The sequence below is a fragment of the Novosphingobium sp. HNCC26BN242 genome (genome assembly GCF_057180525.1).
This window is the reverse complement of record NZ_JBXUGM010000002.1, coordinates 586,683-607,376: the sequence shown is the minus strand read 5'-3', so window position 1 is coordinate 607,376 and position 20,694 is coordinate 586,683. Positions and strand designations below refer to the sequence as shown.

The 20,694-nt window shown below is 63.1% G+C and carries 17 protein-coding genes; 13 read left to right on the top strand and 4 right to left on the bottom strand.

From position 1 onward, the window contains the following. Positions 1-108: 108 nt before the first annotated feature. The 5 genes from AC2A1F_RS10520 (at position 109) to AC2A1F_RS10500 (ending at position 4,378) form a co-directional block, all read left to right on the top strand. Entirely contained in the window at positions 109-474 is a 366-nt protein-coding gene (locus AC2A1F_RS10520) for a DUF8200 family protein (RefSeq protein WP_484208699.1), read from the top strand. Continuing rightward, positions 443-1,297 (top strand): hypothetical protein, encoded by an 855-nt coding sequence (locus tag AC2A1F_RS10515; RefSeq protein ID WP_484208698.1) that lies wholly within the window; start codon positions 443-445, stop codon positions 1,295-1,297. Before AC2A1F_RS10520 ends, AC2A1F_RS10515 begins: the two co-directional genes overlap by 32 nt. Positions 1,298-1,343: 46 nt before the next feature. Continuing rightward, complete coding sequence (gene msrB / locus AC2A1F_RS10510; RefSeq protein ID WP_484208697.1) at positions 1,344-1,742, top strand: peptide-methionine (R)-S-oxide reductase MsrB; 399 nt, start codon at positions 1,344-1,346, stop codon at positions 1,740-1,742. Between the two features lie 149 nt (positions 1,743-1,891). Continuing rightward, a complete protein-coding gene (locus AC2A1F_RS10505) occupies positions 1,892-4,054 on the top strand; it encodes a transglycosylase domain-containing protein (protein WP_484208696.1) in 2,163 nt (720 codons plus the stop codon). 81 nt (positions 4,055-4,135) lie between these two features. Then, the gene (locus AC2A1F_RS10500) at positions 4,136-4,378 is read left to right on the top strand and encodes a hypothetical protein (protein ID WP_484208695.1); all 243 of its coding nucleotides are present in this window, start codon (positions 4,136-4,138) and stop codon (positions 4,376-4,378) included. Positions 4,379-4,382: 4 nt separating this feature from the next. Here AC2A1F_RS10500 and panC read toward each other — a convergent pair whose 3' ends face one another. Beyond that, positions 4,383-5,270, bottom strand: coding sequence for a pantoate--beta-alanine ligase (gene panC, locus AC2A1F_RS10495; protein ID WP_484209025.1), 888 nt, complete (start codon positions 5,268-5,270; stop codon positions 4,383-4,385). Positions 5,271-5,370: 100 nt separating this feature from the next. Between panC and AC2A1F_RS10490 the strand changes: the two genes are divergently transcribed. From AC2A1F_RS10490 to AC2A1F_RS10465, 6 genes are all read left to right on the top strand, one after another. Beyond that, positions 5,371-6,222, top strand: coding sequence for a division plane positioning ATPase MipZ (locus AC2A1F_RS10490; RefSeq protein WP_484208694.1), 852 nt, complete (start codon positions 5,371-5,373; stop codon positions 6,220-6,222). Beyond that, complete coding sequence (locus tag AC2A1F_RS10485) at positions 6,222-6,512, top strand: J domain-containing protein (RefSeq protein WP_484208693.1); 291 nt, start codon at positions 6,222-6,224, stop codon at positions 6,510-6,512. The genes AC2A1F_RS10490 and AC2A1F_RS10485 overlap by 1 nt, the downstream gene beginning before the upstream one ends. A 7-nt stretch (positions 6,513-6,519) precedes the next feature. After that, positions 6,520-7,926: a phosphoglucomutase/phosphomannomutase PgmG gene (gene pgmG / locus AC2A1F_RS10480; protein WP_484208692.1), complete on the top strand. Its 1,407-nt coding sequence runs from the start codon at positions 6,520-6,522 to the stop codon at positions 7,924-7,926. A gap of 70 nt (positions 7,927-7,996) precedes the next feature. Next, positions 7,997-9,727 carry an Hsp70 family protein gene (locus AC2A1F_RS10475; protein ID WP_484208691.1) on the top strand — a complete coding sequence of 577 codons (1,731 nt, stop codon included), beginning with the start codon at positions 7,997-7,999 and terminating at the stop codon, positions 9,725-9,727. 31 nt (positions 9,728-9,758) lie between these two features. Next, positions 9,759-11,597, top strand: coding sequence for a hypothetical protein (locus AC2A1F_RS10470; protein ID WP_484208690.1), 1,839 nt, complete (start codon positions 9,759-9,761; stop codon positions 11,595-11,597). A 22-nt stretch (positions 11,598-11,619) separates the two neighbouring features. Continuing rightward, positions 11,620-14,034 (top strand): ligase-associated DNA damage response DEXH box helicase, encoded by a 2,415-nt coding sequence (locus tag AC2A1F_RS10465; protein ID WP_484208689.1) that lies wholly within the window; start codon positions 11,620-11,622, stop codon positions 14,032-14,034. A 113-nt stretch (positions 14,035-14,147) separates the two neighbouring features. Here AC2A1F_RS10465 and AC2A1F_RS10460 read toward each other — a convergent pair whose 3' ends face one another. Together AC2A1F_RS10460 and gyrB are read right to left on the bottom strand one after the other, a co-directional pair. Continuing rightward, positions 14,148-14,357 carry a hypothetical protein gene (locus AC2A1F_RS10460; protein WP_484209024.1) on the bottom strand — a complete coding sequence of 70 codons (210 nt, stop codon included), beginning with the start codon at positions 14,355-14,357 and terminating at the stop codon, positions 14,148-14,150. Between the two features lie 44 nt (positions 14,358-14,401). Further along, positions 14,402-16,936, bottom strand: coding sequence for a DNA topoisomerase (ATP-hydrolyzing) subunit B (gyrB, locus tag AC2A1F_RS10455; protein WP_484208688.1), 2,535 nt, complete (start codon positions 16,934-16,936; stop codon positions 14,402-14,404). A gap of 193 nt (positions 16,937-17,129) precedes the next feature. Between gyrB and AC2A1F_RS10450 the strand changes: the two genes are divergently transcribed. Together AC2A1F_RS10450 and AC2A1F_RS10445 are read left to right on the top strand one after the other, a co-directional pair. Then, the gene (locus AC2A1F_RS10450) at positions 17,130-18,575 is read left to right on the top strand and encodes a M20/M25/M40 family metallo-hydrolase (RefSeq protein ID WP_484208687.1); all 1,446 of its coding nucleotides are present in this window, start codon (positions 17,130-17,132) and stop codon (positions 18,573-18,575) included. A gap of 235 nt (positions 18,576-18,810) precedes the next feature. Continuing rightward, the gene (locus tag AC2A1F_RS10445) at positions 18,811-19,368 is read left to right on the top strand and encodes an HNH endonuclease (protein WP_484209023.1); all 558 of its coding nucleotides are present in this window, start codon (positions 18,811-18,813) and stop codon (positions 19,366-19,368) included. Between the two features lie 74 nt (positions 19,369-19,442). Here the strand turns inward: AC2A1F_RS10445 and AC2A1F_RS10440 are convergent, their stop codons facing one another. Continuing rightward, complete coding sequence (locus AC2A1F_RS10440; protein ID WP_484208686.1) at positions 19,443-20,690, bottom strand: MFS transporter; 1,248 nt, start codon at positions 20,688-20,690, stop codon at positions 19,443-19,445. Positions 20,691-20,694 lie beyond the last annotated feature (4 nt).

Sequence of the window (20,694 nt, the reverse complement as noted above, 5' to 3'; positions counted from 1 at the left end):
CTACTCGGATAAGTAGTGATTCGCAACGGAAATAGCATCCTCTCCAAACGCCCGTTTCCGCAGCTTCAAACAACGGTTGATGAAAATCGTCGATTCAGGGGAAACATCATGATTCTTGCCAAGAGCGCTGAAACACGCAGAGTCGCGCGCCAACTCCTTCCCGCCGTTTTGGCGCTTGCCGGAACCGTCGCCAGCTTCGCGATGACCGCCGCTCCGCTGCGCGCCGCTGCCACTGGCCCATTCTATTCCGCCACGCTCTCCCGTCCGATGGATGGCACGCAAAAGCTGGTGCAAAAGGGCCTGCTGTGGAAATGCGAAGGCGCTGAATGCACCGCCGCACGCGATACCTCGCGCCCGGTGATCGTCTGCGCGCGGCTTGCCCAGAAGGTTGGCCCCGTTGCGCGCTTTGCCACACCGCAGGGCGAACTGGCCGCCGAAGACCTTGCCCGCTGCAACGAAGCCGCCGCTGGCTGAAACACCGCCACTCTCCAGCGCGCGCCAGCAATCCACCCTGCATGGCACGCCAAACCTGACCGTCAAGGTCATGGGCCGCGAACGGTTATCCTGTTCGCGGCCCCTTTTTTTCGGCTATAGTCAGGCCATGCACAAGCTTGCCCTGATGCCCGCCCTGCTTTTTGCAGCATCACCCCTTTTGGCCCAACTTTCTGGCCCAACCACTGGCCAATCTGCACCCACATCGCTGAGCCAGACGCAACGCGCAGAACTGCGCTGCGCCGCCGCCTTTGCCATCGTCGCCATGGAACAGGCGCGCGGCCAGGCCATGCCCGGCTGGCCACCGCTGGCGCTGCGCGGCAAGACCTTCTTTGCCGAGACCGGCGCGCGGGTAATGCGTGAGGCTGGGCTATCACGCGAAGCGGTGGGCGCACTGCTGACCGCCGATGTGCAGGCGCTGCAGGCCGCCCCCGATCCCGACGCCGCGCTCACCGCGCTGGCAGGTCCGTGCGTGACGCAGTTGGACGCCACAGTGCCACCCTTGACAGTGCCGGACCTTGGCCAGTGCGCCGCCATTCTCGACCTTGCCTATGAAGAAGTTCATGCGCGCGAGGGCATGAGCGCCACGGCGCGCGATCTGAAAACGCTGGCAATGGTGCTGGCAGACCGGCAGCGCAAGGCTATCACAAAAAATGGTAGCAGCAGCGCCGCCGCAGACATGGCGCTGGCACAGGCACGCGCGGTGATTGAGGCTGATGCTGCGGCAGGCGGTGCTGGCGCCACCCAATACGATATCGCCCATTGCTATGACCTCGCAAAGCCTGAGGCAAAATCGCACTATTGAGCGTAAGCATGGCGCAACCCATATGGGTGCGCAAAGGAGCCTCCCCATGTCCGACAAGCTGAACCTGACCGAAGCCGAATGGCGCGAACGCCTCTCGCCCGAACAGTACCACGTGCTGCGGCAGGGCGGCACCGAACGCGCTTTCACCGGAGCCTATGAAAAGAACAAGGCCAAGGGAGAATACCACTGCGCGGGATGCGGCGCGCCGCTGTTCACGTCCGACACAAAGTATGAAAGCGGGTCAGGCTGGCCCAGCTTCTATGCGCCGGTCGATGCTTCGGTGGTGGATGAACATACCGATATGGCGCACGGCATGGTGCGCACCGAAGTGCGCTGCGCGCGATGCGATGGTCATCTTGGCCACGTGTTCCCCGATGGCCCAGCGCCTACCGGCCTGCGCTATTGCATGAACAGCGCCTCGCTAGACTTCACGCCCGAAGATTGAGGGCCAAAAATCGACAGCCGAAGCATGGGCAAGGCCGTTCGGCGATTTGCGGTTAACCCTGTGTTACGTTTCGCCTATGCAAAGCCGCATATGAACGCGCCGGGGCTTTGTCTGCCCCCTGTCGGAATGAGGGAAGCGGTAAAAGACTGATGGCCAGACGGGACATTTCCCGCCCCCGCGATGGCGGGCGGTCCGATCCGCAACCCAAAAGCGGCTCCAGGCTCCGGCGCTGGCTTGGCCGCCTGATCGTATGGGGCGCAGGCTTTGCCCTGCTCGGAGCGGTCGCGCTGGCCGTGGCCGTAGCCGTCACCATGCGCTCACTGCCCGGGTATCAGGAACTGAAGTCCAGTCAGACCGGGCAGATGATCGTGGTGCGTGCCACCGACGGTTCGGAAATCGTCACTTTGGGGCCTAGCTACGGCAAATGGGTTCCGTACGAGCGTATTCCGCAGGTCATGCGCGATGCGATGGTTTCGGTCGAGGACCGGCGTTATCGCAGCCACTGGGGCGTCGATCCCATCGGTATCGTGCGATCGCTGATGGTGCGGGTGGAAAGCGGCACGTGGCGTCAGGGCGGATCGACCATCACCCAGCAGCTGGCACGCAACATCTTCCTCAACAACAACAAGACTTTCGCCCGCAAGGCGCGCGAATGGGTGCTGGCGCTGGCGCTGGAACAGAAGTTCTCGAAGGACCAGATCCTCGAACTCTATCTGAACAAGGTCTATTTCGGCGGCGGTGCTTATGGGATCGACAGCGCGGCACGCAAATTCTTCGGCCATGCCGGGGAAGAGATCACCCTGCCCGAGGCAGCCATCATCGCAGGCCTGGTCAAGGCACCTTCGCGCTACTCACCCACTGCCGATGCCAATGCTGCGGTCACGCGCGCCGGGGTGGTGCTGCAAACGATGGAATCCAACGGCTATCTGACTGCGCAGGAAGCACAAGGCGTGGACCTGAAGAAGGTCAAAATGGTCGAAGACCGCGCCGGGCAGAATTCGGCCCGCTACTTCACCGATTGGGCATTGCCGCAGCTCGATCTGATCCTGCCTGAAAATGACAAGCCGATCGAAGTGTGGACCACGCTCGATCCGGTCATGCAAAAGACCGCCACCAGCGCGATTGCGGGCTTTGCGCCCAAGGGTGCCCAAGGCGCGCTCGTCTCGCTTGATCGCGATGGCGCGGTGCTGGCCATGGTTGGCGGCACGGATTACGTGACCTCGAACTACAATCGTGCCGTGAACGCCGTGCGCCAGCCGGGTTCGGCGTGGAAGCTGTTCGTCTATCTCTCGGCGCTCGAAGCAGGCTACACCCCAGATGACCGCGTGGTTGATGAACCGGTGACGGTCGATGGCTGGACCCCGCGCAATGATGGCGGGCGCTATGCCGGCGAAATCGATCTGCGCACCGCCTTTGCCTATTCGAAAAACACCGTGGCGGCGCAGTTGGGCAACGAGGTTGGCTTTGGTCAGGTGGCCAATATGGCGCGCCGCTTTGGCATTACCACGCCGATCAATACCCTGCCCTCAATGGTGCTGGGATCATCGGAAACGCGCGTGATCGATATGGTCCGCGCTTTCGCCTCGGTCCAGGCAAAGGGCATGTCGGTGCAGCCCTATGGCATCCGCAAGGTCACGACGACCGATGGGGAAGTGCTCTATCGCTATCGCCCTGAATCTCCGCAGCAGCTTGTCCCACCCTATGTGGCCGCGGGCATGACCGATCTGATGCAGACCGCGGTCAATATCGGCACGGGCCGCGCGGCACAGATCGGGCGGCCCGTGGCGGGCAAGACCGGCACCACATCGTCGAACAAGGATGGCTGGTTCCTGGGCTTTTCCAGCGGCGTCACCACCGGCGTGTGGATGGGCCGCGATGATGCCAAGGCCGTGCCCGGCCTGCAGGGCGGTGCAGCGCCTGCACGCGCCTTTGCCGCTTTCATGAAAGTCGCTACGGGCAAGCGTCCGGTCGAAAAGTTCGATACCGAGCTGAAATTGCCCGAATGGCAGCTTGAACCTGATGATGAGGCCATGCTCGGCAGCCCGGACGATTACTTCTACGTCGATGAACAAGGCAACCTGATTGACCCAGCGCAACGGCGAAACGGGCGTCGCCCGCCCGAAGAGGAAGCCCCGCCGTTCGATCCCGATGCCGCGCCCGAGGGTTTTCCTCCCAACGCTCCGCCTGCGGCAAACGACGATTTCCTGAACCGTGCCACCGGGCGGCGGGAAAATGAAAATGCACAAGGGGTGAATGTTGCCCGGCCCCGGGCCACACCCACCCCGCGTCCTCCGGTCGTCACAATTCCCTGAACCTTTTCAGGCACTCATGCGTTGTCTTCCTGATGGCAGCCTCGCCAATGGTGTTGGGGCTTTGCCGATAGGAGATTGTCCATGGGCTTGTTGCAATGGGCCGTCGCGGGTGCGGCGGGATATGGAATTTGGCGCTTTGTAAATCGCCAGCAGGAACAGCACGCGCCTGCGGCCTTTGCCGAAGGGGAAAACACCAATGACAATTTCTCGAAGGTGCGCTCCGCCGGGGTTGAGGGCATGCGCTCTGATCCCCAGCGCTGGGACAAGATCGATGAAGCTTCGGACGAAAGCTTTCCTGCCAGTGATCCGCCCTCAACCTATTGAGGCGTCAGCCAACTGCCATATTGTCGATCAACCGCGCTACACCGATCCGCGCGGCGACGAGGAGGCGGGCCTTACGCCCGCCCCTCTCGGCGCCCCAATCGAATAGCGTCTCCAGCGTCTGCGCATCGCGCAAATCGGCATAATCGATTGAGGTGAAACCGGCGGAGAGAATTTCGGCTTTCATCGAGTCAAGGCTTTGCTCAAGCTCCGCACCACTTTCGATGGCAGCAATTGCACGACGCATCGCCACCGATAACTGCGCGGCCTGATCGCGTTCCTGCGCCGTCAGGTACTGATTGCGGCTGCTCATGGCCAGGCCACTGGCCTCGCGCACGGTTTCCACGCCGACGATGTTATCCACGTGCGGCTGCGACAAGTCCAGATCGCGGGCCATGCGGCGGATCACCGCCAATTGCTGCCAGTCCTTTTCCCCAAACAGCGCCACATCGGGGCGCACCTGATTGAACAGCTTGCAAACCACCGTGGCCACGCCATCGAAATGGCCGGGCCGCGAAGCTCCGCACGCCACTTCGCTCACGCCTGAAACGCTGATGTTCGTGGCGTATCCATCAGGGTACATCTGATCCACGGTTGGCGCCCAGAGAATCGCCACGCCCTCTGCCTCCAGCAGCGCCGCATCGGCAGCCATCCGGCGCGGATAGGCGTCCAGATCCTCGGTAGGGCCGAACTGGCGCGGGTTGACGAAGATCGAGGCGACCACATGGTCTGCCCGCGCATGCGCCTCACGCACCAGCGTCAGATGCCCTTCGTGCAACGCACCCATTGTGGGCACGAAGGCGATTGTCTGGCCTGCGCCGGCGGGGCTTTTTCCCCCGTTTTTAAGCGCATCGACCGCCTTGCGTAGGTCTTCCAGCCGGTTGATCGTTTGCACCTTGGCATCCACTCCACTAAGTCGGAATGTGTGGGCGATAGGGGGGCAGAGCGCCTCTCGCAAGCCTGCGCCGGTCTGACACAACAGAGAGTATCCCGCCTTGTCCAATGGCCCGCATCGTATTGTCTTCGCCAACGAAAAGGGCGGAACCGGCAAATCCACCACAGCGGTCCATGTTGCCATTGCGCTGGCCTGTCAGGGTGCGCGCGTGGCGGCAATCGATCTCGATGCCCGCCAGCGCACGATGCACCGCTATTTCGAAAACCGCGCTGAAACCATGCGCCGCCGCGCCATTACGCTGCCAACCGCCACGTTCGAAGTCTATTCGGGCGACAGCATCGAGGAACTCGACGCGATGACCGCGCGGCTGGCGGAATCGCATGATTTCATCATCTTCGACACGCCGGGCCGCGATGATCCCCTCGCCCGCCACGTCGCCACCCGCGCCGATACGCTGGTGACGCCCTTGAACGACAGCTTCGTCGATTTCGACCTGATCGGGCAAGTCGACGCCGAAACCTTCAAGGTTCGCCGCCTGTCCTTCTACGCCGAACTGATCTGGGAAGCGCGCAAGAAGCGGGCGATGGCCACGATCAAGGATGCGCGCCGGGAGATGGACTGGGTGGTCGTGCGCAACCGCACCGGCTTTACCGAAGCGCGTAACCAGAAGCGCATCGACACCGCGCTGACCGAACTGTCCAAGCGTGTCGGCTTCCGCGTGGCGAGCGGCCTTTCGGAGCGCGTGATCTACCGCGAACTGTTCCCCAGTGGTCTGACTTTGCTGGATAAAGGCCACCTTGGCGAACTGGGCACCAGCCACCTCGTGGCCCGTCAGGAACTGCGCACTTTGGTGGGCGGGTTGAACCTTCCGCCAGTTGTTTCCAGGCCAAATCCTGAACTGCACCTAGATGCACCTAGCAGCACCAAGACCGCACTTGAGAGCGCCGCCTGATGATCAAACTGCTCACACTGGTGGCCCTGGCGAGCCTTGCCTGCAAGCTGCTCGCCGGGCGCTGGCCGTGGGAGCTGTTGCAGGGCAATCCGCGTGACCGGAACGAGAAAAAGGCGCGCAATCTGCTCGGCCTGAAATCCGATGCCGGGTACGAAGACGTGATCGAAGCGCACCGCCGCCTGATTCAGCAAGTCCACCCCGACCGCGGCGGCACCAACGAAGCCGTCCACGAAGCCAACGCCGCGCGTGATCTGCTGCTGGCCCGCCTGTCGGACCGGCGCGGGTCCTGACCCTCAAATGTCGGGGCACCGCTTCCACCCCTCGATCCTGCGCGAATACGATATTCGCGGGGTGTTCGGGGAAACGCTTTCGGTCGACGATGCTCATGCCGTGGGGCGCAGCTTTGGCACGGTAGTGCGGCAGCGCGGCGGCACGCGAGTGGCCGTAGGCTATGATGGGCGGATCAGTTCGCCGGTGCTGGAACACGCGCTGGTTCAAGGACTTGTGGCCAGCGGCGTAGATGTGGTGCGGATCGGGCTAGGCCCCAGCCCGATGCTCTATTTTGCCGCGACGCCTGCGGCAGCGGCTTTAATTCCAGAGGTTCAGGGCGGCATTCACGTAACCGGCAGCCACAATCCCGCCAATCACAATGGCTTCAAGATGGTACTTGAAGGGGCTCCGTTCTTTGGAGCCGACATAATGGATCTCGGGCGGATCGCCGATGAAGCCGCGTGGGTTAGCGGAAGTGGCAGTATCAGCGTGGCCGATATGGCCGGAGCTTACGTCGATTGCCTGCTCAGCGCGCTCGACGGGATTGACCCCATTGCGCTCAACGCCCTGCGCATCGGCTGGGACGCCGGAAACGGCGCGGCTGGTCCCATCGTTGACACGCTGACTGCGCGCCTTCCCGGCACCCATGTCCTTCTTCATACGCGTGTGGACGGCCATTTTCCCAACCATCATCCTGATCCGACTGTAGAATCCAATCTCACCGATCTTCGCGCTGCTGTCGTGGAGCATCACCTCGACTTCGGAGTTGCATTCGACGGCGATGGTGACCGGATCGGTGCAGTGGACGGCAAGGGCCGGGTGGTGTGGGGCGACGAACTGCTGGCGATTTTCGCGCAGGACTTGCTGAGAGACCGGCCAAACTCCACGATTATCGCCGATGTGAAGGCCAGTTCCACGCTGTTTGCCCGGATTGCCGAGCTGGGCGGAATGCCGCTGATGTGGAAAACCGGGCATTCGCCGATAAAGTCCAAAATGAAGGAGACAGGTGCGCCACTGGCAGGCGAAATGAGCGGGCACATGTTTTTTGCCGACCGCTATTTCGGTTTTGACGACGCGCTTTACGCCGCCGTGCGCCTGATCGCCGCCATTATCCGAATCGGAACGAGCCTGACCGCGCTGCGCGATGCGATGCCCGAACGCGTGGCAACGCCCGAACTGCGCTTTCAGGTGGACGAGACGCGCAAATTTGCCGCCGTGGATGAAGTCCTGGCCGACCTGATCGCCGATGGGGTTTCGGTAAATCAGACCGATGGCGTGCGCGTGGACACGCCAGACGGCTGGTGGCTGCTGCGCGCATCCAACACGCAGGACGTGCTGGTGGTGCGCGCCGAAAGCCGCAGCGACGACGGCCTTGCGCGGCTGCTTGGCGAAGTGGACGCCCGGCTGGCCGCTGTCGGTCTTGCGCGCGGCTGAAACGCTGCTTTGCGCTTGCCAAATCGGCGCTGGCTGACGCATCACCCCATGCGCAAACACGGGAAGACGAATGCTTATCGGAATCGATCTGGGAACCACCAATAGCGCGGTGGCCCTATGGCAAAGCAATGAGAACGGCGGCGGTAACGGCGGCGGGGCGCAACTGGTACCCAATGCGCTGGGCGGTTTGCTGACGCCGTCTGCCGTATCGGTGCTGCCCGATGGCAATACACTGGTGGGCGCTGCCGCGCTGGAACGCGTGGGCCTGAAAGACGGGGCGACCGCGACCAGTTTCAAGCGGTTGATGGGCACCGACCGCAAGCTGCGGCTGGGCAAGAAGGAGTTTTCCGCCGAAGAGCTTTCCGCGCTGATGCTGATGTCGTTGCGCGATGATGTGACAGCCCATACCGGAACCCGCCCGACCGAGGCGGTGATCACGGTGCCTGCCTATTTCAACGACCGGCAGCGCAAGGCCACGCGCCGTGCGGGCGAGCTGGCAGGCCTTACCGTACGCCGCCTGATCAACGAACCCACCGCTGCTGCACTGGCCTTTGGCCTGCAGGACAAGGAAGAGCGTGAGCCGTTTCTGGTGTTCGATCTGGGCGGGGGCACGTTTGACGTGTCTATCGTCGAAATGTTCGAAGGCATCGTGGAAGTGCGCGCCTCGGCGGGCGACAACCGGCTGGGCGGCGATGATTTCAACAGCGCGATTGCCACAGCGGTGCGCGGGCGGCTCGATCCCGATGGCCTGCTGGGCAAGATTGACGAACGCCGGACCGAAGCGCTGCTGTTGCAAGCGGCTGAGCGCACCAAACGCGCTTTGAGCGATGGGCAAGAAGCCGAATTTGCGCTGACCGTGGATGGTACGCGTCTGTCCACCACGGTCACCGCCAGCGAGTTTGAAGCGCAGGCCGAAGGGCTGATCAAGCGGTTGCGCGATCCGGTGGTGCGCGCGCTGCGCGACAGCCAGATCGATGCGGCATCTTTGAGCGAAGTGGTGCTGGTGGGCGGGGCCACGCGCATGCCGCTGGTGCGCAAGGCGATTACGCGGCTGTTCGGGCGCTTCCCCAATTCCACGATCCATCCCGATCACGCCGTGGCGCTGGGTGCGGCCATTCAGGGCGGGCTGATTGCGCGCGATGGCGGCCTTGAGGAAATCCGCATCACCGATGTGTGCCCGTTCACGCTGGGCATAGAAACGGCGGAGCATTCGGCCCGGGGCACGGTGCAGGAAGGGCTGTTTTCCCCGATTATCGAGCGCAATACGCCAGTGCCGGTCAGCCGGTCGGGCGTCTACAGCACGATGGGCGAAAAGCAGAAGCAAATCTCGGTCAAGATCTATCAGGGCGAAGCGCGCGAGGTTTCGAGCAATGTCTTTTTGGGCGAGCTGAAAGTGCCGGTGCCGCCGCGCCCCGCAGGCGAAGTGGCGATTGATGTGCGCTTTTCCTATGACAGTTCGGGCCTGCTGGAAGTGGATGTAGAAGTGCCGCTGACCGGCACGAAGCACAATCTGATGATCATCGACGAGGAAGACCGCAAGGCCGCCAAGGATCTGGACGCCCGGCGCAAGGCGCTCGCCGCACTGAAGCATCACCCGCGCGAAGAAGCCACCAACCAGATGCTACTGGCGCGGGCAGAGCGGTGTTACGAGGAGTTTCTGGGCGATGTGCGCGCGGTGGTGGGTGACCGCACCAGCCAGTTCGTCGCCGCGCTCGACAGCCAGGACCCGCGCCGCATTGCAGATGCGGCTGCCGATCTTGCCGGACTGCTCGACATGCTTGAAGCCCATCCGCCGCTGTGACGCCGCCTGTCACGCCCCTTGGGACGCCCCAATGACCCCATCGCAGGCCTGGACCGTCCTGAAAATTGCCAAAACGCCCGATGTGGCGGCAATTCGGCGCGCCTATGCCGAACGGTTGAAGGCGATGGACATCGACCGCGACGTTGATGGCTATGCCCGCCTGCGCGAAGCCCGCGACGCGGCGCTGCGCTGGGCGCGGATGCAGGCCAAGCCGGAAGCAGCCGAAGAGTTCGATCCGTTCGCCGGAATAGCGCCGCTGGACGGGGCGGCGGACCAGCCTGATCGTTTCGCTGAAGCGAACCTCCTTGCAGAGGTAGACATCCACCCGGATGTGACACCCCAACCCGAAACCTCAAGCTGGCTCTATGCGGCACCGGCGGCAAGCGGCGAAGCCGATCCAAGCCTGACAACACGCCTTTCCGGTGCATCGCCCAAGCTGGACGTCACCACCGGGTTTTCGGCAGCGCAGGCCCCGGCGCAGCAAGCGATTGCCGTGGCGCGCGATCCCTTTACGCGGCCCGTGCTGCTGGGGCTTGAGGCGACGTCCGATGCGGTCATGCCCGCGTGGGCGCACGAACAGGCGCTGTATCGCCTGTTGTTGACCGATCTTCCCGACCAGAATGATGGGGCGGAGGACCTTCCCCCGTTGCAGGGCTGGGAAGAGGCGATGGCGCTGGGCCATCTGAAAGCCGTGCTGCGCCATGCCGAAACCGCCAGCGTAACCGCCTTTGACGAGATCGATAACTGGCTGGCCCGCATTCTGGCCGATGCCTGGCCCCGATCGGCCCCGCTGCTGGAACCGGCAGCGGCCGTGTTTGGCTGGGAAGGCGAGCGCGGGCAGGTTTCCGAGCGGCCTGCCGTGGCCTTTCTGAATGCGCGCCTGCGGGGCTTGCGGTTCCGTGAAAAAGTGCTGGACCCCCAGCATCCGCTGCACAAGGCATGGGCGGAACTGACCAAGCCCGCACAGCAAGGCAGCCGCAAGGGCTGGTTCGTAAAGCGCGCGGACGTGGTGCAATTGCTCGATGGCGTGCGCAAGAACTTCCCTGAACTGGAGCACCATTTCGATCCGTGGCGCGTGGCGCTGTGGGACAAGCCCGAAGGGGACGAGGTTGGCACCGGCTGGTTCAGTAAGGGACGGCTGTGGCTGTTTGGCGCGATCATCCTGTTCCAGATTCTGCGCTTTGCCTTTGCCGACCGCACGCCAGATGCCTCGGCCCCGCCGCCGCCAGTAACGCTGTCGGCCGCCGAAATTGCGCAAGATGGCAAGATCATTGGCAATGCCATAGCCGTGATCTTTGGCCCGGAAATCACGCTGGAGGGCCTCAAATCGCTGCAGCCAGACCTGGCCGCGCTGTTCAGCGCCAACCGCACCATCGCCCGCAGCGATGGCAGCGACGAGGCGGCCTATCGCGCCAAAGTCCACGATCTGGTGCGCGAGCGGATGTATATGACCGCGCTGGTGGAAAAGGGCCCCTTGCTGGCCGATGTGCAGCGCCTGCGCGCCGATCTCTATCGCGCCGCGCGCAAGGCTGGCGCGGCGCAATGCATGGCCTTTATCCGCACGCGCCGCCTTGATCGGCAGGTGGTGGTGCCTGATGCGGTGCTGGGTGCCGAGCGGAAACTGGCCTTGCGCATGCTTGATGGCCACCAGCTTGGCCCGCCACAGCGCATTGCACCTGGCAATGCCAAAGTGCCCGGCGAACTGGTGGAAAAGGTCATCACGCTGACCGGCATCCCTGACGAGCGTGTGCGCAAGGCGATGAACGGCAAGGGATCGGATGCCGATCAATGCGCGGTGACCATTGCGCTGATTGATGCAACGTTGGGCTGGAAGGGCAAGGAGCGCGAGGGCATCCTTTCGGTTCTGTGAGCGCGCGCCTACATAGGGGGTGATGACCCTCCCCTCCTCGATCACCCAATGGTTCAGCGCGCGGGGATGGCGCGTGCGGCGGCATCAGATTGAGATGCTGGAGGCCGCGCGTGCAGGCGATCATGCGCTGCTGGTGGCCGATACTGGCGCGGGCAAGACGCTGGCGGGGTTCATGCCGACGCTGGCGGACTTTGCTGGCGATGTACCTCCCAGCGATGGGCTGCATACGCTCTATGTCTCGCCATTGAAGGCCTTGGCGCATGATGTGCAGCGCAATCTGTTGACGCCGGTGGATGAGATCGGCCTGAACATCAGGATCGAAACACGCAGCGGCGATACGCCGTCTGACCGCAAGGCGCGGCAGCGGGCCAAGCCGCCGCATGTGTTGCTGACTACGCCCGAATCGCTGTCCTTGCTGCTGAGCTATCCTGAAAGCGCGACGATGTTTGCGGGACTGAAGCGCGTGATCGTGGACGAAGTGCATGCCTTTGCCACGGGCAAGCGGGGCGATCTGCTGGCGCTGTCGCTGGCGCGGTTGCAGGCGCTGGCCCCGGATATGCGCCGCGCCGCGCTATCGGCGACGGTTGCCGATCCGCAGGACTTTTGCGCGTGGCTGGCACCCGGTGGCGATGCCGCTTCGGTGCGGCTGGTTGAGGGAGAGGAAGGCGCAAAGCCCAAACTTTCGATCCTGCATCCCGAAGACCAGCGCGTGCCGTGGGGCGGGCATGCCGCAGCCTGGGCCGTTCCGCAGCTTTATGACGAGATCCGGCGCAACAACACCACGCTGATTTTCACGAACACGCGGTTTCTGGCCGAGTATATCTTCCAGCTGCTGTGGGACATCAACGACGACAAGTTGCCCATTGGCATTCACCACGGATCGCTGTCGAAAGAAGCGCGGCGCAAGGTGGAAAGCGCGATGGCGCGCGGCGAATTGCGCGCACTGGTGTGCACCGCCAGCCTCGATCTGGGGGTGGACTGGGGCGATGTTGATCTGGTGGTGCAGATGGGTGCGCCCAAGGGATCATCGCGCCTGTTGCAGCGGATCGGGCGGGCCAATCACCGGCTCGATTGCCCGAGCCGTGCGCTGCTGGCACCGGGAAACCGGTTCGAGTTTCTGGAGGCCTTTGCCGCGCAGGAAGCGGTGCATGAAGGCAAGCGCGATGGCGAGGATTTCCGCCCGGGCGGGCTGGATGTGCTGGCGCAGCACGTGATGGCCACGGCCTGTGCGGGGCCGTTTGACGAGGTGGCGCTGCTGGCCGAAGTGCAATCGGCCCATCCCTATCGCTGGATCGATCAGGCGCAGTGGACGCGCGTGTTGGAATTCGTGGCGACGGGGGGGTACGCGCTGCGCGCCTATGACCGGTTCAAGCGGATCGTGCGTGACAAGCATGGCACTTGGCGGCTCACGCATCCTGAACATGCAGCGCGGTTCCGGCTGAATGCGGGGATCATCGTCGATTCCGAAATGCTCGAAGTGCGATTCAAGAACGGGCGTTCGCTGGGCAAGGTGGAAGAGAGTTTCGGGGCGACGCTATCGCCCGGCGATACGATCCGTTTTGCGGGCATGGACCTTGAGGTTGAGGGCGTTCGCGATCTGGAACTGATCGTGCGCGCGGCCAAGAAGCCGGGGCAAATCCCCAGCTACATGGGCACGCGGCTGCCGCTGACGACGCATCTTTCGGAGCGGGTGCGGGGACTGATGGTGGACCGCGCAGGCTGGGCGCGGTTTCCCGATGATGTGCGCGAATGGCTGGAAATGCAGGACTGGCGCAGCAAGCTGCCGGGGCCGGGCATGCTGCTGGCGGAGAGTTTTCCGCATCAGAACAAGCACTACACCGTTTATTACACATTCGAGGGGTGGAACGCGAACCAGTCGCTCGGCATGCTGATCACGCGGCGGATGAACGAGCGCGGACTGGTGCCGCTGGGTTTTGTGGCCAATGACTATTCGCTGGCGGTGTGGGGCGCTCGGCCGGTGGCCGACCCGGCCCCGTTGCTATCGCCCGATATTCTGGCGCATGAATTTGTGGACTGGGTGCAGGAATCGCACATGCTGCGCCGCGCGTTTCGCGAGGTGGCGGTGATATCCGGGCTGGTCGAACGACAGCATCCGGGCAAGCGCAAGTCGGGCAAGCAGGTGACGTTTTCCACCGACCTGATCTATGACGTGCTGCGCAAGTATGAGCCGGACCACCTGCTGATCGAGGCGGCGTGGGCCGATGCGCGGGCGCGGATGACCGATGTGGGGCGCTTGGGCGACCTGCTGGATCGCGCGGTGGGGCAACTGGTGCATGTGGAACTGGACCGCGTCAGCCCGCTGGCGGTGCCGGTGTTGGTGATGATCGGGCGCGAAACCACGCCTGCGGGTGCGGCGGATGATGAGCTGTTGGTGGAAGCGGAGTCGCTGGCGGCGGCGGCGATGCGGGCGGATTGATCGGCTGCGTTTCAGAAAGCGGGACCCCGGGTCAAGCCCGGGGTGACGAGGAAAGGGATAGCGCATCTCAACCTGTCACCCCAGGCTCGACCCGGGGTCCCGCTCAATTTCCCTCAGTTCGTTTCCCGCGCCAGCCGGTCAGCCAATTCGGCGATTTCAGCAGGTTCGAGCAGCCACGTGCGCGTGGCGCGGCCTTCGCGATGGATCGGTTTGGTCAGCAGCACGCGCGCATTGTCTTTCGCGTGCGGCTTGTAGAGGCCATAGTGCAGCGCGCAGTCGCGCACCGTGCCGATGATCGGCGCGCGGCCTTCAAGGTCGATCATCGTGGCGGGCTGGTCCCACGGGATTTCGTCGGTAAACGCCACGATTAGACGTCCAAGTTTGCCACGTTCAAAGCGTTTTCCTGAATGAATTCGCGGCGCGGTTCGACGATGTCGCCCATCAGGCGGGTAAAGATTTCATCGGTAATGTCGGCGTCCTCAACCTTGACCTGCAGCAGCGAGCGGATGTCGGGGTTCAGCGTGGTTTCCCACAGCTGATCGGCGTTCATCTCCCCCAGCCCCTTGTAGCGCTGGATCGAGAGGCCCTTGCGGCCACCGGCAAAGACCGCGTCGAGCAGTTCGGACGGGCGCGTGATCGCGTCCTTGACCCGGACTGCTGGAGCGGCGGGTGGTGCTTCTTCCTCGCCCTCACCCTCGGAGGCAACGACTGCCACTTCAGGTTCGGGTGCCGCCGTGCTGGCGCGCACGAGCCGGGCCATGCCGGCGTAGACATCGGCGTTTTCAGCTGCGAGCTTGGCCATCTTGCGTGCCTCGGCGCTCATCAGGAAGCCGGCTTCGATCATGTGGTGATCGGTCACGCCGCGCCACAGACGTTTGACGTGATAGCCGCCCTCTTCGGAGACTTCCACGCTCCAGCGGGCTTCGAGATCGCCCCGGCCCAGCCAGTCTGCCGCGCGGGCCAGTGCCGCATCGCGTACCGCCGCAGGCATCGCCTGTTCGAGCGAACCGGACAGCGCCAGCGCTTCGATGATCGCAGGGTTATAGCGGCGCGGCACGAAGGCCATCAGGTTGCGCAGGCGCAGCGCATGTTCGACCAGCGCTTCCAGATCAGGCCCGCTGCGCGCACCGCCGCTGGTTTCCAGCACGCGGCCCGCAAGGCCTGCTTCGACCAGATAGCGATCGAGCGCGGCGTTATCTTTGAGGTACACCTCGCTGCGACCCTTGGCCACTTTGTAGAGCGGAGGCTGCGCGATGAACAGGTGCCCGGCCTTGATGATCTCGGGCATCTGGCGGTGGAAAAACGTGAGCAGAAGCGTGCGGATATGCGCGCCGTCAACGTCGGCGTCGGTCATGATCACGATCTTGTGGTAGCGCAGCTTTTCCAGGTTGAATTCATCGCGCAGGCCGGTGCCCATCGCCTGAATCAGCGTGCCCACTTCCTTTGACGAGATGATCCGGTCAAACCGCGCGCGTTCCACGTTGAGGATCTTGCCCTTGAGCGGCAGGATTGCCTGCGTCTTGCGGTCACGGCCCTGCTTGGCGCTGCCGCCGGCGGAGTCACCCTCGACCAGGAACAGTTCGCACTTGGCGGGATCACGCTCCTGACAATCGGCGAGCTTGCCGGGCAGGCTGGCGATGTCCATTGCGCCCTTGCGCCGGGTCAATTCACGCGCACGCTTGGCCGCTTCGCGCGCGGCGGCGGCATCAATCACTTTCTGGATGATCGATTTGGCATGGCCGGGATTTTCCTCAAGCCATTCCGACATCTTGTCTGCCATCAGGCTTTCCAGCGGCTGGCGCACTTCGGAGGAGACCAGCTTGTCCTTGGTCTGCGAGGAGAACTTCGGATCGGGCAGCTTGACCGAGACGATGGCGGTAAGGCCTTCGCGCATGTCATCGCCGGTTAGCGACACCTTTTCCTTCTTCAACATGCCCGAACGTTCGGCATAGTTGTTCAGCGTGCGGGTGAGCGCGGCGCGGAAGGCGGCCAGGTGCGTGCCGCCATCGCGCTGCGGGATGTTGTTGGTGAAGCACAGCACGTTTTCGTAGTAGCTGTCGTTCCATTCGAGCGCGACTTCGATGCCCACGCCATCGCGTTCGGCAGAAATCGCCACCGGTTCAGGCATCAAGGGCTGCTTGTTGCGATCGAGGTACTTCACGAAGGCCGCAATGCCGCCGACGTAATAGAGATCGTGCTCCTTCACATCCGCATGCCGCTTGTCACGCAACAGGATGCGCACGCCGGAATTGAGGAAGGCCAGTTCGCGGTAGCGGTGCTCGAGCTTGTCAAAATCGAATTCGAGCACGTTTTTGAACGTTTCGTGGCTGGCCGAGAAGGTCACGCGCGTGCCCTTCTTGACGCCGCCTTTGCCGTTATCGGGCGCGGGACCGCGCACGATCAGCGGCGACACCGCATCGCCATGCGCAAACTTCATCCAGTGTTCCTGCCCATCGCGCCAGATGGTGAGTTCCAGCCATTCGGACAGCGCGTTGACCACCGAAACGCCCACACCGTGGAGTCCGCCTGAAACCTTGTAGGCGTTATCGTCAGACGTGTTTTCGAACTTACCGCCCGCGTGGAGTTGGGTCATGATCACTTCGGCGGCGGACACGCCCTCTTCGGCATGGATGCCAGTGGGAATACCGCGCCCGTTGTCTTCGACCGAAACCGACCCGTCGGGGTTCAGTTCGATCAGCACCAGATCGCAGTGACCGGCCAGCGCTTCGTCAATCGCGTTGTCCGAAACTTCGAACACCATGTGGTGCAGTCCCGATCCATCATCGGTATCGCCGATGTACATGCCGGGGCGCTTTCGCACCGCATCGAGCCCTTTGAGAACCTTGATGGAATCGGCGCCATATTCGTTGGCGTTGGGGATGTTTTCATTCGTACTGGCCATCATTTGCACATAGGCACGAAAGGGCAAAAACCCAAGCGAATCCGGCCCGTTTTGCACAACGACGGGCGCAATATAATCCATCGTGGAGAAGGCCGGAACCGCAGCGCCCAACAAGGCGCTTTGAAGCCGTGCGGAAACGTGGTGAATTGTGGGCAGACTCGCCCTTGGTGGCCACCAGATCCGGGACTTTTTCATGAACGTCACGCGCGCAAACAGGACGGCAGCCACCTTCGTTGCCACTGTGTTGACCACCACATTTCTGGCCACCTCCGCACTGGCCCAGCAAGCGCCGCTGCGCCCCGATCAGCAGGCCTATCGCGCGCTGCTGAAAGAGATGGTGGAAACCGATACCTCAATCACCACCGGCAGCTGCACGGCTCTGGCTGAGAAGATTGAAGGCCATTTGCGCAGCGCCGGTTTCACCAGCGCCGAGATCCATCGCTTTGCCGTGCCCGAATTCCCGAAGGAGGGCGGCATTATTGCCATTTTGCCCGGCAGTTCGAAGAAGGCCAAACCGATCCTGCTGCTCGGCCACCTCGATGTGGTCGTGGCCAAGCGTGAGGATTGGACCCGCGATCCTTATGCCTTCATCGAAGAGGGTGGCTATTTCTATGGGCGCGGCGTGGCCGATATGAAGGCGATGGACGCGACATGGGTCGATATGCTGATGCGCTGGCGCAAGGCGGGTAAAGTGCCCAAACGCACGATCAAGCTGGCGCTCACCTGCGGCGAGGAAACCAGCACCGCCTTCAACGGGGCCGATTGGCTGGCCAAGAACCGCCGCGAACTTATCGATGCCGAATTTGCGCTGAATGAAGGCGGTTCAGGCCGCACCGACAAACCGCTGGAAGACGGTGGCCGCGTCGTCGTCCAGACGATCCATGTGGGCGAAAAGACCCCGGTCAATTACGGGATCGAGGCCACGAACCCCGGCGGACACAGCTCCACTCCGGTCAAGGAAAACGCGATTTACGAACTGGCCGATGCCGTGGCGCGCATTCGCGATTTCGATTTCCCACTGATGCTGAACGACACGACGCGCGCCTACTTCTCAAAGGCTGGTGCCGCACGAAGCGATGCCATGGGCAAAGCCATGGTCGCCATTGCGGCCAACCCGGCAGACAAACAGGCTGAAGCGCTGCTCAATACTGACCGGGCGTTCCATTCGATGCTGCGCACCACCTGCGTTGCCACGCTGCTGGACGGCGGCCACGCCAACAATGCGCTGCCGCAGCGCGCCGGGGCCAATATCAACTGCCGCATCTTCCCCGGTGTTTCCGCTGAAGACGTGCGCAAAACGCTTGAAACGGTCATCGCCGATCCGAAAATGACCGTCGTCCGCACCGACAATCGCGGCCCTGATGCCAAGGCGCCGCCGCTGAACCCGGCCATCATCGGCCCTGCAGAAAAGCTGGTGGCAAAGTATTATCCCGGCGTACCGATGGTGCCGGTTATGTCCACCGGCGCCACCGATGGCGTGTTCCTTTCGGCCGTCGGCATCCCCAGCTATGGCCCGCCCGGCTTCTTCGGCAACCCCGATGGCAATGGCGTGCACGGCTTGAACGAGCGGGTTTCGATCCAATCGGTGTTTACCGGGCGCGATCTGCTGACGGAGTTGGTCACGGCTTACGCATTCTGAAGACGACAGGCTGTGGAATCTGCCCTCCGTGCCCCCTTGACGGAAGCGGGGCGGCGGTGTTCCTTACGGCCATGCGTAACACAGAAGTCATGCGGCTCAGCCATGACTGCCTTTGCCGGGGCGAACATGCTTCGATGTGCAGGGACCGGAACGGGACGTGCTTCATAAGGCGCTGATAGAGCAGGCGGCTTCGGCCAAGCCTAATTGCGGTGATAGCGCCGCGTTTAACGACGTTTTGCATAATGACCGGCATCTGGCCAATTGCCCCGCTTTGGTCCTGAACGCCGATTATACCCCGCTCAGCTACTATCCACTGAGCCTCTGGCCGTGGCAGACGGCGATCAAGGCGGTGTTCCTTGAGCGGGTGGACATTATCGAAACCTATGACCGCGAGGTGCACAGCGCCAGCTTTGGCATGAAGCTGCCCTCGGTCATCGCGCTTCGCCAATATGTGCGGCCCAGCGAATATCCGGCCTTTACCCGCTTCAACCTGTTCCTGCGCGATGGCTTCCAATGCCAGTATTGCGGCACGAGCGAGAACCTGACGTTTGACCACATCGTGCCGCGCCGTCTGGGCGGGCGCACTTCGTGGGAAAACGTGGCCGCTGCCTGCGCGCCGTGCAACCTGAAGAAGGGCGGGCGAACCCCGGAGCAGGCCCGCATGCGACTGATGAACCGCGCCATCCGCCCCACGACATGGCAATTGCAGGACCGGGGCCGCGCCTTTCCGCCAAACTACCTGCACGAAACGTGGCGCGACTGGCTTTACTGGGATGTTGAGTTGGAGAGTTGATGCCGGTGTTGATGCTGGTGCTTCGACAAGCTCAGCATGAGCGGTTTAAAGGGGGCACCACACAAAACCTCCGCTCATCCTGAGCTTGTCGAAGGATCGCGCTCCAGCAGCGACGCCCCCTTCAAGAACAGCAGCAGCACCACAACCGCCACCGCAGAGGCGATGACCAGCGGCATGGCCGGAAGCTGCACCGCCGCGCCCGGGCCGCTGAACCGCTCCAGCGCTTGTGCATAGACCGGTGGGCCGATGATCTGCGCAATACTGCCGATGGATTGCACCGCGCCCTGCAATTCGCCTTGGCTGCGCGCGTCCACCGCACGGCTGTTGAACGCCAGGATCGGTGATTGTACAAAGCCTTGCAGCGAACCGACGGCTATCGCCACGTAGACCTGCCATGTCTCCACCGCGAGCATATAGAGCACGGTGGAAAGGCACACCCCTGCCACGCCCAGCATCACCGCGCGCCGCTCTCCAAGCGCAGGTAGGAACAGGCGCAGCGCCAGCCCCTGCACCAGCGCGCTGCCAAGGCCGACCATGGCCAGCGCTAGCCCCACTTGCGCCGTATCGAAACCATAGGCGGCAATCGCAAAATAGGGCCAGATCGCAGGGTACACGATGTGCGCCAGCTGCCACATGCCCAGCGCCGCCACAAACCACAGCACCGTGGGGCTTTGCCCTTTCAGCACTTGCAACGCGGCAAAGGCATTGGCCCGCCGCCAGTTGAACGGCCTGCGGTTTTCAGGAGTCAGCGATTCCTGCAGGAAGAAGTATCCGAACGCCGCATTGGCCAGCGCAAGGCCGGCAGCGGTGTAGAACGGCAGGCGTGCGTCAATCGATCCCAGCAATCCGCCCAGCGCTGGCCCCACCACAAAGCCGATGCCGAAGGCCAGCCCCATCGTGCCGAAAGCAGCCGCGCGCTTTTCGGGCGGGGTGACATCGGCGATATAGGCGTAAGCAGCGGAGAAGCTTGCACCGGTTATGCCGGCCAGCAGCCGCCCGGCGATCAACCAGCCGAAGTTTGGGGCGAGCGCCTGCAACAGGTAGTTCAGCCCCAGCATCAGCACAGCAGCCAGCAGCACCGGTCTGCGCCCGAACCGGTCAGACAGGTTGCCGATCACCGGGGCGAAGGCAAACTGCATCACCGCATAGCCCGCGCCAAGCCACCCGGCATAGCCGGCTGCGGTGCTGATATCGACGCGGGTCAGGTCCATGATCAGGCCCGGCAGCACCGGCGAGACGATGCCAAAGCCGAGCATATCGATCATCACGATCGCAAAGACGATCCCGAAGGACGTGCCTGAACCTCCCCGGGCCTTTGCCATGGCA